The organism is Streptomyces sp. MBT65, assembly GCF_016612545.1.
In the GTDB taxonomy this organism is placed as follows: domain Bacteria; phylum Actinomycetota; class Actinomycetes; order Streptomycetales; family Streptomycetaceae; genus Streptomyces.
In genome coordinates, this window is the sequence record NZ_JAENRY010000337.1 from 1 (window position 1) to 15,614 (window position 15,614).

At 72.0% G+C, this 15,614-nt stretch carries 14 protein-coding genes; 9 read left to right on the forward strand and 5 right to left on the reverse strand.

The features are described 5' to 3' along the window. The 3 genes from JHN63_RS43325 to JHN63_RS43335 all read right to left on the reverse strand — a co-directional run. On the reverse strand, positions 1 to 300 hold a 300-nt coding region (locus tag JHN63_RS43325), incomplete at its 3' end, for a coenzyme F420-0:L-glutamate ligase (protein WP_200690627.1). Then, on the reverse strand, positions 297 to 1,256 hold the full coding sequence (gene cofD / locus JHN63_RS43330) for a 2-phospho-L-lactate transferase (protein ID WP_200690628.1): 960 nt from the start codon (positions 1,254 to 1,256) through the stop codon (positions 297 to 299). The genes cofD and JHN63_RS43325, both read right to left, overlap by 4 nt. Positions 1,257 to 1,349: 93 nt before the next feature. Then, entirely contained in the window at positions 1,350 to 1,859 is a 510-nt protein-coding gene (locus JHN63_RS43335; protein ID WP_200690629.1) for a cysteine dioxygenase family protein, read from the reverse strand. 609 nt (positions 1,860 to 2,468) lie between these two features. Here JHN63_RS43335 and JHN63_RS43340 point away from each other — a divergent pair. The 3 genes from JHN63_RS43340 (at position 2,469) to JHN63_RS43350 (ending at position 8,148) form a co-directional block, all read left to right on the forward strand. Next, a complete protein-coding gene (locus JHN63_RS43340) occupies positions 2,469 to 2,732 on the forward strand; it encodes a WhiB family transcriptional regulator (protein WP_003975777.1) in 264 nt (87 codons plus the stop codon). A 197-nt stretch (positions 2,733 to 2,929) separates the two neighbouring features. Next, positions 2,930 to 6,664, forward strand: a complete 3,735-nt coding sequence (locus tag JHN63_RS43345; RefSeq protein ID WP_200690630.1) for a glycosyltransferase — start codon at positions 2,930 to 2,932, stop codon at positions 6,662 to 6,664. Further along, the gene (locus tag JHN63_RS43350) at positions 6,661 to 8,148 is read left to right on the forward strand and encodes a DUF5719 family protein (protein WP_200690631.1); all 1,488 of its coding nucleotides are present in this window, start codon (positions 6,661 to 6,663) and stop codon (positions 8,146 to 8,148) included. The genes JHN63_RS43345 and JHN63_RS43350 overlap by 4 nt, the downstream gene beginning before the upstream one ends. Before the next feature lie 35 nt (positions 8,149 to 8,183). Here JHN63_RS43350 and JHN63_RS43355 read toward each other — a convergent pair whose 3' ends face one another. Further along, the gene (locus JHN63_RS43355) at positions 8,184 to 8,633 is read right to left on the reverse strand and encodes a metallopeptidase family protein (protein WP_200690638.1); all 450 of its coding nucleotides are present in this window, start codon (positions 8,631 to 8,633) and stop codon (positions 8,184 to 8,186) included. 279 nt (positions 8,634 to 8,912) lie between these two features. Here JHN63_RS43355 and JHN63_RS43360 point away from each other — a divergent pair, with 279 nt between their 5' ends. From JHN63_RS43360 to JHN63_RS43385, 6 genes are all read left to right on the forward strand, one after another. Beyond that, positions 8,913 to 9,344: a DUF3499 domain-containing protein gene (locus JHN63_RS43360; RefSeq protein WP_078532602.1), complete on the forward strand. Its 432-nt coding sequence runs from the start codon at positions 8,913 to 8,915 to the stop codon at positions 9,342 to 9,344. Between the two features lie 150 nt (positions 9,345 to 9,494). Further along, complete coding sequence (locus JHN63_RS43365) at positions 9,495 to 10,859, forward strand: phosphomannomutase/phosphoglucomutase (RefSeq protein ID WP_200690632.1); 1,365 nt, start codon at positions 9,495 to 9,497, stop codon at positions 10,857 to 10,859. A 259-nt stretch (positions 10,860 to 11,118) separates the two neighbouring features. Further along, the gene (locus tag JHN63_RS43370; protein WP_200690633.1) at positions 11,119 to 11,289 is read left to right on the forward strand and encodes a Trm112 family protein; all 171 of its coding nucleotides are present in this window, start codon (positions 11,119 to 11,121) and stop codon (positions 11,287 to 11,289) included. A 31-nt stretch (positions 11,290 to 11,320) separates the two neighbouring features. Continuing rightward, positions 11,321 to 12,448, forward strand: a complete 1,128-nt coding sequence (locus JHN63_RS43375) for an SIS domain-containing protein (RefSeq protein ID WP_200690634.1) — start codon at positions 11,321 to 11,323, stop codon at positions 12,446 to 12,448. A 109-nt stretch (positions 12,449 to 12,557) separates the two neighbouring features. Next, complete coding sequence (gene manA / locus JHN63_RS43380) at positions 12,558 to 13,709, forward strand: mannose-6-phosphate isomerase, class I (protein ID WP_200690635.1); 1,152 nt, start codon at positions 12,558 to 12,560, stop codon at positions 13,707 to 13,709. 224 nt (positions 13,710 to 13,933) lie between these two features. Further along, the gene (locus JHN63_RS43385) at positions 13,934 to 14,914 is read left to right on the forward strand and encodes a cation diffusion facilitator family transporter (protein ID WP_200690636.1); all 981 of its coding nucleotides are present in this window, start codon (positions 13,934 to 13,936) and stop codon (positions 14,912 to 14,914) included. A gap of 61 nt (positions 14,915 to 14,975) precedes the next feature. On the opposite strand, the gene lepB is transcribed toward JHN63_RS43385, so the two are convergent. Then, on the reverse strand, positions 14,976 to 15,614 hold a 639-nt coding region (lepB, locus tag JHN63_RS43390; protein ID WP_234478557.1), incomplete at its 5' end, for a signal peptidase I.

The window sequence follows — 15,614 nt, forward strand, 5'->3', positions numbered from 1 at the left end:
GGCGTCGACCCCGGCGGCGGCCATGATCAGGCCCTGCCGGTTCTCCACGATCCGCAGGGCGCCGCGCCGCGCCACGACCCGTACGGTCTCGGCGTCGATCGCGGCCTCCCGGTCGGTCGCCTCGACGATGCGCCCCTCCGCCTTGGACACGATCTTCGAGGTGACGAGGAGCACGTCCCCGTCGAGAAGCCCGGGCTCGGCCGCCGCGATCAGCTTGCCGAGGTCGTCCCCGGCCGCGACCTCCGGCATCCCGGGCACGGCCCAGACCCGATAACCCTCCACCGTCGGCACCTCGCTCACGCCGCCCGCACCTCCTCCGCCAACGCCAGCGCCTCCCGCGCCATCCGCGCGGTCGCCTCGGTGTCGGTCATCATCAGCGGTACGGCCCGGCAGCGGATCCCGGCCGCCTCGACATCGGCCACGGCGGCCGCGTCCACGGTGTCGACGAGCCAGCCGTCGAGCAGCCCCGAGCCGTAGTGCTCGGCCACCGCCGTGGCCGTGGACTCCACGCCCACCGCCGCGAGCACCTTGTCGGCCATCCCGCGCACGGGCGCGTCCCCGACGATGGGGGAGAGGCCCACCACGGGCACACCGGCGTCGGCGATCGCCTCACGGATGCCGGGCACGGCGAGGATGGTGCCGACGGAGACGACCGGGTTCGACGGCGGGAAGAGGATGACGTCCGCCTCCGCGATCGCCTCCAGGACCCCGGGCGCGGGCTTGGCCTGCTCGGCGCCGACCGGCACGACCGCCTCGGCGGCGACCGACGCGCGCAGCCGTACCCAGTACTCCTGGAAGTGGATCACCTTGCGCTCGCCGTCCACCTCGACGGCGACATGCGTCTCGACGCGGTCGTCCGTCATGGGGATGAGCCGCACCCCCGGCTGCCAGCGGTCGCACAGCGCCTCGGTGACCGCGCTGAGCGGGAAGCCGGCGCCGATCATCTGCGTCCGCACGATGTGCGTGGCGAAGTCCCGGTCGCCGAGCCCGAACCACTCGGGCCCGACGCCGTACGCCCCGAGCTCCTCCTTGAGGTGGAAGGTCTCGTCGGCACGGCCCCAGCCCTGCTCCTCGTTGATGCCGCCGCCGAGCGTGTACATCACCGTGTCGAGGTCCGGGCAGACCTTCAGCCCGAAGAGGTGGATGTCGTCCCCCGTGTTGCCGATCACCGTGATGTCCGCGTCCGGCACGGCCTGCTTGAGACCGCGCAGGAACCGGGCACCACCGATACCGCCTGCCAGAACCACAATGCGCATAGGGACAAGTCTTGCAGGCGGGTGTGACAACGCGGCAGGCAGTCACCGCATCGCGGGCCCGACGGCCGCCGGGTCGACCGGTTCCGAAACGTGTCAGGCGGTCACGGCGTCGACCGGTTCCGACCCCGTGCGTCGCGCGCACGCGGTGTGCATCGGCATCTCGGTCAGGCCGGGGAAGTAGACGTGCAGGCTTATGGCCGGTTCGAGGGTGTCGTTGACGACCTCGTGGACGTACCCCGGCGCGAACACCCGCTGCGCGCCCGCCCCCAACGCGCGCGTGCCCCGCTCGGTGCGCTCGGTCAGCGTGCCGTCCAGGACGGTCAGCACACCGGAGGAGCGGCCGTGGTCGTGCAGCCCGCTGCCCTGTCCGGGCACCCAGGACAGCAGCCACACCTCGTAGCCGGGGCCGGTGCGCAGCCGGTGGTACCAGCGGCTCGTCGCGTCGTACTCGACGAGGTGTTCCCACTGGGCGCGGTCGGCCGCGACGGAGCGCGCCAGGCCGACGAACTCGGCGACGGTGGCCGGGTGTTCGCGCGGGGGCTGGAGCAGGTGCGGGACTTCGAGGATGTCGCCGGCGATCTGGAGGTCGCTGTCGCTGTTCATGGGGGTGCGGGAGTTCCTCGGCGTAAGAAGTAACGGCGGGGGATGGGTGTCACCAGACGGACAAGCGAGTGGGGCCGGAGCGCGTGGGGCTCAACAGCCGGAACAGCAACAACAGCTACAGCGAGCGTGAGCAGCACCGAGGGACCCGGCGGTGCGGGTCGAGGTGAGTGCCGAGTTCGCGAGCATGCCCACAAGGACAGCGGTTCACACCCGCACTGTCAACTCGACGCCCGGTATGTGGGACATGTTTCACCTCATCCGGTTCATCTCCGAGGTGAAAGGTTTGTTCAGGTGTCTACCGGGACACATGGCGCACAACCGGGCGCTCGAACCCCAGTGGAACGAGATCGAACTCCTGGGCGTCCTCCCCCGTACAGGCTCCGTCTCGGGGTAGGAGGCCGCGGGGGGTCTCCTTTGCTTGTCAAGGTTTATGCCGATTTGAACACTTTCCGCTAGGCCTTGGTTCCGCAGAGTGAATAAGGGGCCCAATAGCAGATCTCGGCTTGACTCGCCCGGAGCAGCACACTTGTAATTTCACTCGTGTCGTTCAGCCGACATCGGTAACGGCGGCCACATCACGGGGACGCGAAAGACAGACGAGGGGCGCACATGACCGAGCTGGTGCAGCAACTGCTGGTCGACGACGCGGACGAGGAACTCGGCTGGCAGGAGCGCGCGCTGTGCGCCCAGACCGACCCCGAGTCCTTCTTCCCCGAGAAGGGCGGCTCCACCCGCGAGGCCAAGAAGGTCTGCCTCGCCTGTGAGGTCCGCTCCGAATGCCTCGAGTACGCCCTCGCCAACGACGAACGCTTCGGCATCTGGGGCGGCCTCTCCGAGCGGGAACGCCGCCGCCTCAAGAAGGCCGCCGTCTGAACGGGACGGCAGACCCGGGGACATGCTCCGGGGTACACCTCGGGACCTACTGAACGGCCCGTCGCGACTGGGTTATCCACAGGCGGCGGGCCGTCGCCATGCCCAGCCGATAGTGTGGGCGCTCGTCCGAGACGTACCGCTGTCCCCTCGGGACGCGCGCGTCCACCGCAGTCCACCGAACCGGGGCCCGTACCTCGATGTCCGTGCACAGCCACACGGCAGCCCAACACGACGCTGCCACTCCTGAGTTCCCGCGTCACGTGGTGACCGCGGTGCTCGTCTCCCACGACGGCGCCCGCTGGCTGCCCGACGCGCTCGCCGGGCTGCTCGGCCAGGAGCGCCCCGTGCAGAGCGTCATGGCCGCCGACACCGGCAGCGCGGACGACTCCGCCCAGCTCGTCACCGACGCCCTCGGCGCCGACCGCGTGCTCCACCTCGCCCGGCGCACCGGCTTCGGCCAGGCCGTCGAGGAGGCCAACCGCACCGCAACCGTGCTGACCCCGGAAGAGCTGCCGTACCTGAAGCGCCCCAGCGGCTGGGACCCCGTCACGCGCACGTGGCGCGACGATGCCTACGACATGCCCGAACTCCCGCACGGCGAGCCCGTCCAGTGGCTGTGGCTGCTGCACGACGACTCCGCCCCGGAGCCGGACGCCCTGGCGCAACTGCTGCGGGTCGTGGACCAGGAGTACGAACTGGGCCGCGAGGACGTGGCCGTCGTAGGCCCCAAGCTGCGCGGCTGGTACGACCGACGGCAGCTCCTGGAGGTCGGCGTCACCATCGCCCACTCCGGCCGCCGCTGGACCGGCCTCGACCGCCGCGAACAGGACCAGGGCCAGCACGACCACGTACGGCCCGTGCTGTCCGTCTCCACCGCCGGCATGCTCGTCCGGCGCGACGTCTTCGACGAACTCGGCGGCTTCGACCGCCGGCTGCCCCTGATGCGGGACGACGTCGACCTGTGCTGGCGCGCCACCGCCGCCGGCCACCGCGTCCTGGTCGCCCCCGAGGCGGTCGTACGGCACGCCGAGGCGGCCTCGCGCGAGCGCCGTGCCGTCGACTGCGCGGGCCGCACCGTCGCCTCCCCGCACAAGGTCGACAAGGCCGGCGCGGTCTACACCCTGCTCGTCAACAGCCGTACGTCCGTGCTGCCCTGGGTCCTCTTCAGGGTCGTCGTCGGCACGCTGCTGCGCACCGTCGCCAACCTCGTCGGCAAGGTCCCCGGACAGGCCCTCGACGAGATCCGCGGCCTCCTGGGGACCCTGCTGCGCCCCGAGCGGATCCTCGCCGGGCGGCGCAGGAGAAGTGGCGCACAGATCGACAAGGCCGAGCTGCGGCCCCTGTTCCCGCCGCCCGGCGCGACCGTGCGGGCCACCTTCGAACAGGCCGCCGCCAGCTTTGTCGACACATCCGACCCCGAGATCACCTCCGGAGCCGGCCGGCACGGCGGCGCGGTCGAGTCGGGGCCCGGCGGCGACGACGCGGACTTCCTGGAGATCGAGCAGTTCGCGCGCGTGAAGCGCATCGCCCGCAAGCCGGGCCCGGTGCTGTTCCTGGTGCTGCTGCTCGTCTCGCTCGTCGCCTGCCGCGGCCTGCTCGCCAGTGGCGCGCTCACGGGCGGCGCGCTGCTGCCCGCACCGGGCGACTCCAGCGAGCTGTGGTCCCGCTTCCTCGACTCCTGGCACCCGGTGGGCGTCGGCGGCACCCCGTCCGCGCCGCCGTACCTCGCGCTCGTCGCGATGCTCTCCTCGCTGCTCTTCGGCTCCACCGGCTTCGCGGTCACGGTCCTGCTCGTCGCCTCGGTCCCGCTGGCCGGGTTCACCGCCTACTTCGCGTCCCGCCCGCTCGTCGAGTCGCGCCTGCTGCGCGCGTGGGCGGCCGTCGTCTACGCCTTCCTGCCCGCCGCCACCGGCGCCCTCGCGGGCGGCCGCATCGGCACCGCCGTCCTCGCCGTGCTGCTCCCGCTGATGGCCCGCGCGGGCATCGCCGCCAGCGGCCTGACGCACTCCTCGGGCGCCCGCGGCAGCTGGCGCGCCACCTGGGCGTACGCCCTGCTGCTGACGGTCACCACGGCCTTCACGCCGATCATCTGGCCCCTCACGCTGCTCCTGGGCATCGCGCTGCTGGTCGTGCGCCGCGGCGACCTCGTGGGCTACGGACCGCGCTTCCTGGCCCAGTACGGCACCCCGCTGCTGATCCTGGCCCCCTGGTCGCTGACCCTCCTCCCGTTCGGCTTCTTCCAGCAGGCCGGTCTGGAGTACGGCTCCGGGGCCGCGACCCCGCTCGACCTCCTCGGCGCCAGTCCGGGCGGCCCCGGCACGGTCAGCGGCCTGATGCTGATCGGCATCGTCCTGGCCGCACTCGCCGCCCTGCTGCGCAGCGAGCGTCAGTTCGGCATCTGGACGGCCTGGGGCGTCGCCCTCGTAGGCCTCGTCTTCGCCGTCCTGTCCAACAGCTCCACCTGGGCGGGCCCCGCGACCCTCGTCTACGGCCTCGCCCTCCTCGCCGCCGCCGCGCTCGGCGCCGACGGGGCACGCGCGCGTGTCGCCGAGCAGAGCTTCGGGTGGCGCCAGCCGGTGGCCGTGCTGATCGCCTTCGCCTCGGCCGCGGGCCCGTTGCTCGTCGCCGCCGGCTGGATGATCCGCGGCGCCGACGGCCCCCTGGAGCGCCACGACCCGACCCAGGTGCCCGCGTTCGTCGCCGAGGAGAGCGGCACCGAGGACCAGGCCCGCACCCTCGTCCTCGACAGCGACTCCGCCGCCCACGTCGGCTACATGCTGGTGCGCGGCTCCGGCGCCCGCATGGGAGACGGCGAGTTCGCCGCGGCGGACGGCGAGAACACCAAGCTCGACAAGGTCGTCGCCAACCTCGTCGCCGGCTCCGGCGCCGACCAGGCCGACGAACTCGGCGGCTTCGCCGTGCGCTACGTCCTCGTCCACAAGGGCGCGCCCCGCGAGGTCAGCCGCATCCTGGACGCCACCCCCGGCCTCAGCCGCCTCAGCCAGGCCGACGGCAGCGCCCTGTGGCGGGTCGACGCGCAGGTCTCCCGCGCGGCCGTCGTCGCCGGTACCGCCGCCCCGACGCCCGTCGCTGCCGGACCCGTCGACATCCACACCACGATCCCGTCCGGCGCCACCGGCCGCGTGCTGCGTCTGGCCGACTCGGCCGCCGCGGGCTGGACGGCCACCCTGGACGGCAAACCGCTCACCCGCACCACGGTCGACGGCTGGGCCCAGGGCTTCGAACTCCCGGCTTCCGGCGGCAAGTTGGACGTCACCTACGACGACCCGATCGGGCACACCGCATGGCTGTGGACCCAGGGCGCCCTCGCCCTCGTCCTCGTCGTGCTCGCCCTCCCGGGCCGCCGCCGTGACGTCGACGACGACCTCCCCGAGGCGGAGCTGATCCCGGCCCAGGCGGTCGCGGGCGAGGGCCGCCGGGCCCGCCGCCTGCGCGCCCAGGCGGAGGCCGAGTCCACCGACGAGACCGACGACCCGGCGGACACCGGGCAGTTCGACGCCTTCGCGACGAACACCACACCTCCTCCGGAGGAGGAGGCCGTCGCCGCGATCCCGCAACAGCAGTCCTACGGTGAGTGGGACACGGCGAGCTACGCGGGCGCCGAGTACGGCACCTACGGCGGCGAGCAGTACCAGGCCAACGAGCAGTACCAGTCCGGCACTTACGACCAGTCGTACCAGGCGGACCCCTACCAGGGCGGCCAGTACGACCCGTACGCCTACGGCGGCCAGAACCCCGCACCGGCCTACGACCCGACGTACGAACAGGGCTACGACCAGAGTCAGGGCCAGGGGCAGGGCCAGAACCAGGGCTACGACCCGAACTACGACCCCGCCTACGACCCGACGTACGACCCGGCCCAGCAGCAACGACCGCACGGCGACGAGCGCCCCGACGGGAGCCAGCAGTGAACCGCACGACCCTGTCCTTCCTCGCCGGTGTGGTCGCGCTCGGCGCCGTCACCGGGTTCGCCGAGATGAAGGCACCGGCCGCGTCCGGCGCCGGCACCGCCAAGGCGGCCGCCCGACTGCCCGTGGAGCGCACCAGCCTGCTCTGCCCGGCTCCCAGCACCTCCGACCTCGCCGACACGTCGTACACGTCCTTCACGCCCGTCACGACCGGCACGGACGACAGCGGCAAGGCCGAACTCCAGTCCGTCACCGAGGAGTCGGGCGACGGCACGGCCGACAAGAAGAAGCCCGCCAAACCCGTCCTGGAACCCAAGGCCCCCGGCACCCCCGCCACCGGCGACAGTTCCGGCGCCGACTCGCCCGCGCTGCTCGGCACCGCCGAGGGCAAGTACGCGCCCGGCTGGACCGTCCAGGAGACCACCGAGGTCGCCGCGGGCAGCGGACGCGGACTCCAGGGCGTCAACTGCACCGCCCCGGACACCGAGTTCTGGTTCCCCGGCGCCAGCACCGCCGCCGGCCGCACCGACTACGTGCACCTCACCAACCCGGACGACTCCGCCGCCGTCGTCGACATCGAGCTCTACGGCAAGGACGGCGACCTCAAGTCGACGGTGGGGGAGGGCATCACGGTCGAGCCGCACGCCAGCGAGCCGATCCTGCTGTCCACGCTCACCGACGCCCAGGAGACCGACCTGACCGTGCACGTGACCGTGCGCAGCGGCCGGGTCGGGGCATCCGTGCAGGCCCTCGACACCAAGCTCGGCGGCGACTGGCTGGCCGCCTCCACCGACCCGGCGGGCAGCCTGGTCATGCCGGGCATCCCCAAGGACGCCACCTCCGTGCGGCTGATCGCCTTCACGCCGGGCGACTCGGACGCCGACCTGAAGGTGCGGCTCTCCTCGCCCACCGGGACGATCACGCCGGCCGGGCACGAGACCGTGCACGTCAAGGCGGGCATGACGGTCGGCGTCGACCTGGGCGACGTCACGCGCGGCGACCCGGGCTCCCTGGTCCTGACCCCGACCGACCAGTCCGTGCCGATCGTCGCCGCGCTGAAGGTCGTACGGGGCAAGGGCAGCAAGCAGGAGACGGCGTTCATCCCGGCTACCGGCGCGGTGGGCACGCGCGCGACGTCCGCCGACAACAGCGCCAAGGGCTCCACGCTGTCCCTGGTCGCGCCCACCCGCACCGCGACGGTCAAGGTCACCGCGTCCGCGGGCAGCGGCGGCGGTACGCCCGTCTCGAAGACGTACACGATCAAGGCCGGCACCACCGAGGACGTCGAACTCCCGGTCCCCGGTGGCCTGAAGGGCACCTACGCGCTGACGGTCGAGCCCCAGTCGGGCGGCCCGGTGTACGCGGCCCGGACCCTGTCGGCCACCGAGGAAGGCGTACCGGGCTTCACGATCCAGACGCTGCCCGACGACCGGGGAACGGTGTCGGTGCCCGAGACGGACGAGGACCTGTCGGTCCTCCAGAAGTAGCGGTCGGCACGGGGCACGCGCGCGGGGAGGGTGTTTCAGTCCTCCCCGTAGCGCGGGTCGACCGTCTCCGGGGTGAGCCCCAGCAGTTCGGCGACCTGTTCCACGACGATCTCGTGGACGAGCGCGGCCCGTTCGTCGCGCCCCTTCGTACGGATCTCGACCGGGCGCCGATAGACCACCACGCGCGCGGGATGTCCCTCACGGGCGGCGATCGTGCCCCCCATGGGCACCGACTCGTCGTTCCAGCCCTCGCCCGCACCACCCAGTCGAGGGACTTCCAGGACCAGGAAATCGATGTCGGCCAACTGCGGCCAGCGTCGCTCCAGGCGCTCCACGGAGTCCTGCACCAGATCCGCGAACGCCTCGGCGCGGCTCGCGGCGAGCGGGACCTGGGGCGGTGCGATCGGGCCGCGCATGCCCCGGCCGTGGCGATCGCGGCGGCGGGGCCCGGGTCCGGCGGCAGAGGGCGGTACGGGGGTGTCCATCACTGGTGAAGCGTAGTCCCCGCCGGGTCCGGCCGCCCGACTCCACCCGCCGCCGGGCGCTCCGTACGCCATGTCGCCGGATGACCATTCCGGCCAAGGTTGGGCTCGATTCCGTATGTCTCCAAGACCGTCGCTCTCAAGGCAATTGACGGTGTTTGTGCCGAGTGGTGACCGGGTCCGACCCTGTTCGAGATCTCGGGAAGGGGTGTCCGCGCAGGTCAGTGGCGCGTTGCCGGTGAGGCGTGTGGGGCGTCTCACAGCCCGACACGGTGGGGTGACCTGGGGGAGAGTCGTCGCGGCCCGCTCAAGAGTGCGGTACCGTCCAACGTCGTGAGCCCTGTACGTCGCTGTTCGCGCACCGCTTGCGGCCGCCCCGCCGTCGCGACGCTGACGTACGTCTACGCCGACTCGACCGCGGTCCTCGGCCCGCTCGCCACCTACGCCGAACCCCACTGCTACGACCTGTGCGCCGAGCACTCCGAGCGCCTCACCGCGCCCCGTGGCTGGGAAGTCGTCCGCCTCCTCGACAGCTCCGCTCCGGCCCGCCCCAGCGGCGACGACCTGGAAGCGCTGGCCAACGCCGTGCGCGAGGCGGCCCGTCCCCAGGAGCGGGCGGCCGGGGCCGGCGGTGGAGGCGGCGCCCGCACGGCGGACCCCATGGAGGTCGCGCGCCGGGGTCATCTCCGGGTGCTGCGCTCACCGGACAACTGACGGCGCCCGTCCCGGAGTTCGCCGGTCCCGCCGCGGAAGCCGCTCCGAGCTGAAGTAACGGTGTGTGGAAGGCTCGGTTGCCGCCCGTCGCACCGTCGGTCCTGACGGGTAGTTTGGGGCGACCGATAGGACTTTCTGGAGGGTTGGCCCGTGTCTGCTGATCTGTCGCAGCTCGTGAAGGCGTACGACGTACGGGGCGTCGTCCCGGACCAGTGGGACGAGTCGTTGGCCGAGCTGTTCGGAGCGGCCTTCGTCCAAGTGACCGGCGCGAGCGCGATCGTGACGGGGCACGACATGCGGCCCTCGTCCCCGGGCCTGTCCGCCGCCTTCGCGCGCGGGGCGGCGGCGCGCGGCGTCGACGTGACCGAGATCGGCCTGTGCTCCACGGACCAGCTGTACTACGCCTCGGGCGCGTTCGACCTGCCCGGTGCCATGTTCACGGCCTCGCACAACCCGGCGAAGTACAACGGCATCAAGATGTGCCGGGCGGGCGCGGCCCCCGTGGGCCAGGACACCGGCCTCGCCGAGATCCGCCGACTCGTCGAATCCTGGCTGGACTCGGGCGCACCGGAGGTCTCCGGACCGACGGGAACGATCACAAAGCGGGACACGTTGGAGGACTACGCGGCGCACCTCCGCGGCCTCGTCGACCTGACCTCCATTCGCCCCCTGAAGGTCGTCGTCGACGCGGGCAACGGCATGGGCGGCCACACGGTCCCGACCGTGTTCGCCGGCCTGCCGCTCACGCTGGTCCCGATGTACTTCGAGCTGGACGGCACCTTCCCGAACCACGAGGCCAACCCGCTCGACCCGGCCAACATCGTCGACCTCCAGGCCCGCGTCCGCGAGGAGGGCGCCGACCTCGGCATCGCCTTCGACGGCGACGCGGACCGCTGCTTCGTGGTCGACGAGAACGGCGACCCGGTCTCCCCGTCCGCGATCACCGCCCTGGTGGCCTCCCGCGAGCTGGCGAGGAACGGCGGCACGGGCGTGATCATCCACAACCTGATCACCTCCTGGTCGGTCCCCGAGGTCGTCAAGGAGAACGGCGGCACACCCGTACGCACGCGCGTGGGCCACTCCTTCATCAAGGCCGAGATGGCGAAGGCCGGCGCGATCTTCGGTGGCGAGCACTCCGCGCACTACTACTTCAAGGACTTCTGGAACGCCGACACGGGCATGCTGGCCGCCCTGCACGTCCTCGCCGCGCTCGGCGGCCAGGACGGCACCCTCTCCGCCCTCGTGGCCCAGTACGACCGCTACGTGGGCTCCGGCGAGATCAACTCCACGGTCGACGACCAGCAGGCCCGCCTCACCGCGATCCGCACCGCCTACGAGGACCGGCCCGACCTCACCCTCGACGAACTCGACGGCCTCACCGTCTCCTCCGCCGACTGGTGGTTCAACGTCCGCCCCTCCAACACGGAACCACTGTTGCGGCTCAACGCGGAGGCGCGGGACGAGGCGACGATGGGGAAGGTGCGGGACGAGGTGCTGGGGATCATCAGGGGGTGACGGTGCTTCGGTCGGTGGTTCTTCTTGACGTCGGGCGGCACTTGGTCGGGAGGGGCGCACCTCTTGGGCACCGGCCGGCATTCTCAGCCCGTCCGGCGTTTGAGGACGAGGCCGTTCAGGCCGAAGGGGGGTCTGGGGGCGCAGCCCCCAGGGACGTCCGCCCCAACCCCGGCGCACACCTCTCACCGGCGGTACCCTGACCAGGCACATCCGCCGAAGCGTCGCAGACAGTCGCAGACACCCCCTGGAGGGACACCCCATGCCGCTCGAAGCCGGCCTCCTGGAGATCCTGGCCTGCCCGGCCTGCCACGCCCCCCTCGAGGAGCAGGACACCGAGCTGATCTGCACCGGCGAGGACTGCGGCCTGGCCTACCCCGTACGGGACGGCATCCCCGTGCTGCTCGTCGACGAGGCCCGCCACCCCGCGTAACCGACGACGACGCGATCGGAGGCCGCCGCCCATGCTCGACGAATCGCTGCTCGACTCCCCGGACGCGCTGACCGAGGCCGACCGCCGAGCCCTGCTCCGCGGTGCCGCCGAAGCCGGTGCCCGGGTGCGTACCGCCGCCCGGCACGCGGCCGAGGCCGGCGTCAACGACCTGAAACCGGACGGCCGCCCCCGCGCCATCCTGATCGCGGGCCCCGGCGCCGCCGCCACCTGCGTCGCCGACCTGCTCGGCAGGCTCGCTGGCGCCGCCAGCCCCGTCACCCGACTGGCACCCACCGGCGTGGCCCCCGCGGCCGGCGCCCTGCGCTGGGAACTCCCGGGCTGGGCCGGCTCCGTGGACCTGCTGCTGATCACCACCCCGGACGGCAGCGAGCCCGGCCTGTCCCTGCTCGCCGAGCAGGCCTACCGCCGCGGCTGCACGGTCGTCGCCGTAGCCCCCTCCCGCAGCCCCCTCACCGAGGCGGTGGACGGCGCCCACGGCCTCTTCGTACCGATGGCGACCGCACCGTACGAACACGACGAACCGCTGGCCGCCTCCGCCCCCGGAGTCCTCTGGGCGCTGCTCACCCCGCTGCTCGCGCTCCTGGACCGCACCGGGCTGCTCAGCGCGCCGCCCGAGGCCCTGGAGAAGGTCGCCGACCGGCTCGACCAGGTCGCCGAGCGCTGCGGGCCCGCCGTCGCGACCTACAGCAACCCCGCGAAGACCCTCGCCGCCGAACTCGCCGACTCGCTCCCGGTGATCTGGACGGAGGGCGCGTCGGCGGGCCCGGCGGGACGCCGATTCGCCGCCGCGCTCGCGGAGTTGGCCGGCCGCCCCGCGCTCGTCTCCGAGCTGCCCGAGGCGCTCTCCGAGCACAACGCCCTGTTGGCCGGCCCGCTCGCCGCGAGCGCCGACCCGGACGACTTCTTCAGGGACCGCGTCGAGGAGGCACCCGCGCTGCACGCACGCGTGGTGCTGCTCCGGGACCGCCCGATCGGTGGCCTCACCGCCGCCCCGAACGCCCGTGACCTGGCCCTCAGCCACGACACGCCGATCAGCGAGCTGGAGCCGGAAGAGGGCGGCGAGTTGGAGACCCTCGCCGAGCTGATCGCCATGACGGATTTCGCCGCCGTTTACCTCGCGCTCGCCTCGGGCGCCTGATCTTGTCGTCGAAGCCCTGAGCCGCCGTACACCGTCGTACGGGGCGCGAAGCCACGTCGTACCCAGGTCGTCCTCGGGTCGTACGCAGAGAGAACCGGTAGAGAGCCACATGGACCGCCTCGACAACACCGTCCGCCCCTACGCCTGGGGTTCCACCACCGCCATCCCGAAGCTGCTCGGCGTCGAGCCGAGCGGAGAACCGCAGGCGGAGATGTGGATGGGCGCGCACCCCGGAGCACCCTCGCGCACCGCGCGCGGGACGCTCGTCGAGGTCGTCGAGGCGGCTCCGGAGCGGGAGTTGGGCGAGAAGGCGGTCGCGAAGTTCGGCCCCCGACTGCCCTTCCTGCTGAAGATCCTCGCCGCCGGCGCCCCGCTCTCCCTCCAGGTGCACCCCAACCTGGCGCAGGCCAAGGAGGGTTACGCCGACGAGGAGCGCCGGGGCATCCCCGTGGACGCCCCGCACCGCAACTACAAGGACGCCAACCACAAGCCCGAACTGATCTGCGCGCTCACGGAGTTCGACGGCCTGTGCGGCTTCCGCGATCCGCTGCAAGCCGCCGACCTGTTGGCCGGCCTGGGCGTCGACTCCCTGAAGCCGTACGTCGACCTCCTGCACGCGCACCCCGAGGAAGCCGCCCTGCGCGAGGTCCTCACGGCGATCCTCACCGCCGACCCCGAGGAGATGCGCCACACCGTCACCGCGGCGGCGACCGCCTGCACCCGCCTCGGCGGCGACTACGCGCCCTACGCCGACATCGCCCACCACTACCCGGGCGACCCGGGCGTCATCGCGGCCATGCTCCTCAACTACGTCCGACTCCAGCCCGGCGAGGCCCTGTTCCTCGGCGCAGGCATCCCGCACGCGTACCTCAACGGCCTCGGCGTCGAGATCATGGCCAACTCCGACAACGTCCTGCGCTGCGGCCTCACCCCGAAGCACGTCGACGTCCCCGAACTCCTGCGCGTCGTCCGCTTCGAGGCGAGCGACCCCGGAGTGCTGCGCCCCGAGGCGTCCCCCGACGGCGAGGAGGTCTACGAGACCCCCATCGACGAGTTCCGGCTGTCCCGGTACGTCCTCCCGGCGGGCACAGGCGTCCACGACCTCACCCTCGACACCCCGCAGATCCTGCTCTGCACGGCCGGTGCGGTGCGGGCGGGCGACTTCGAACTGGCCCCCGGCCAGTCGGTGTTCGTCCCGGCCGGAGACAAGGCCGAGGTGTCCGGAGTCGGCACGATCTTCCGAGCCACTGTGATCGTATGACCGGGCCTGTGGATACCTGACGCGCCGTCGCCGGGAAGGGCTGCAAGAATGGCCCACCGGCAAAGGACGGGCAAAGACGGCCGGACGACCCATCCGGGCAGACGTCCGGGGCACACGTCCGACGTGGACATCCCACCTGGACATCCCACCTGGACATCCCACCTGGACATCCGACCTGGACCGTCCGGCACAGACGTACGAAGGCGAAGGGACACCGCGAACACATGAGCGCGTCAGGCGGCACCAGGGCGATCGTGGCGGCACTCGGCGCCAACCTCGCGATCGCGGCATCGAAGTTCGTGGCGTTCGCCTTCAGCGGCTCGTCCTCGATGCTCGCCGAGGGCGTCCACTCCCTCGCCGACTCCGGCAACCAGGCACTGCTCCTGATCGGCGGCAAGAAGGCCCAGCGCGAGGCCACCCCGCAACACCCCTTCGGCTACGGCCGCGAGCGGTACATCTACGCCTTCCTCGTCTCGATCGTCCTCTTCTCCGTCGGCGGCATGTTCGCCGTCTACGAGGGCTACGAGAAGATCAAGCACCCCCACGACATCGAGCACTGGTACTGGCCGGTGGGCGTCCTGGTCTTCGCGATCATCGCCGAGGGCTTCTCGTTCCGTACGGCCATCAAGGAGTCGAACGAACTGCGCGGCACGCACTCCTGGTCGCAGTTCATCCGCCGCGCCAAGGCACCCGAGCTGCCGGTCGTCCTCCTGGAGGACTTCGGCGCGCTCATCGGCCTGGTCCTCGCCCTCGGCGGCGTCGGCCTGGCCCTGCTCACCGGCGACGGCGTCTGGGACGGCATCGGCACGCTCTGTATCGGCATCCTGCTGATCCTGATCGCACTGGTCCTGGCCGCCGAGACCAAGTCCCTGCTGCTCGGCGAGTCCGCCGGCATCGAGGACGTCCAGAAGATCGAGGCCGCGATCGTCGACGGCCACACCGTCACCGGCATCATCCACATGCGCACGCTCCACCTCGGCCCCGAGGAACTGCTCGTCGCCGCCAAGATCGCCGTCCAGCACGACGACACCGCCACCGAGGTCGCCACCGCGATCAACGCGGCCGAGTCCCGTATCCGCGAAGCCGTGCCGATCGCCCGCGTGATCTACCTCGAACCCGACATCTACAGCGAGTCCGAAGCCACCAAGGGCCCGGACCGCGAAGCCACCCCCGGAGGCCCGGCCCAGCACCCCGCCGAGCACTGAATCCCCGCGCGGCTACGGCGGCTGGGCCCGCCGGGACCTTCGACGGGCCCTCCCCATCCCGCTAGACCTGCTGCGCGGGCCACGGCGTGACCGGCGCCGCCCTCCGTCGCCGTACGACGAGCGCGGCGATCCCCAGGCCGACACCGACCAGGGCGAGGACCACCCCGCCGATGACGGCCGACCCGATGAGGAGGGCGATCGCCCGGTCGTCGGTCACCCGGTCCCGGACAGCGGAGTCGGCCACCGTCCCCTCGTGATCGCTCGCGAAGAAACGCGAGTCCCTCGCGTTCGCACGGTTGTCGCCGAGCAGGAACAGCCGCCCCTGCGGCACCGTCACGTCGTACGTCTTGTGCATACCGTCGACATCACCCTGCTTCACATAGGGCTCCGCCAGCGGCTTCCCGTTCACGGTGATCCGTGCGCTCGTGCCCGAGCCCGTGCAGCACACCACACGATCGCCGCCCACCCCGACGACCCGCTGCATCACACTCCCGCTGAACCCGTACCGGTCCGGCGCCGAGAACAGCACGACGTCACCGCGACGCACCTCGCTCCCGTCGACCTTCTCGTAGATGATCCGGTCGCCCGGCTCGTACGTCGGCGCCATGCTCTGACTGCTGATGGTGGAACTCCCGTAAGAATTCCGCGCGTACGCGAGAGAGCCGAGCGCCAACACCACCCCCAGCACCCCCACCACCAC

Excerpts from the sequence above, each read along its gene's own strand:
- JHN63_RS43375 (WP_200690634.1), top strand. The coding sequence starts at position 11,321 with ATGCTCGACGAATCGCTGCTCGACTCCCCGGACGCGCTGACCGAGGCC.
- manA (WP_200690635.1), top strand. The coding sequence starts at position 12,558 with ATGGACCGCCTCGACAACACCGTCCGCCCCTACGCCTGGGGTTCCACC.
- cofD (WP_200690628.1), bottom strand. The coding sequence starts at position 1,256 with ATGCGCATTGTGGTTCTGGCAGGCGGTATCGGTGGTGCCCGGTTCCTG.
- JHN63_RS43385 (WP_200690636.1), top strand. The coding sequence starts at position 13,934 with ATGAGCGCGTCAGGCGGCACCAGGGCGATCGTGGCGGCACTCGGCGCC.
- JHN63_RS43370 (WP_200690633.1), top strand. The coding sequence starts at position 11,119 with ATGCCGCTCGAAGCCGGCCTCCTGGAGATCCTGGCCTGCCCGGCCTGC.
- JHN63_RS43345 (WP_200690630.1), top strand. The coding sequence starts at position 2,930 with ATGTCCGTGCACAGCCACACGGCAGCCCAACACGACGCTGCCACTCCT.
- JHN63_RS43340 (WP_003975777.1), top strand. The coding sequence starts at position 2,469 with ATGACCGAGCTGGTGCAGCAACTGCTGGTCGACGACGCGGACGAGGAA.
- JHN63_RS43335 (WP_200690629.1), bottom strand. The coding sequence starts at position 1,859 with ATGAACAGCGACAGCGACCTCCAGATCGCCGGCGACATCCTCGAAGTC.
- JHN63_RS43355 (WP_200690638.1), bottom strand. The coding sequence starts at position 8,633 with ATGGACACCCCCGTACCGCCCTCTGCCGCCGGACCCGGGCCCCGCCGC.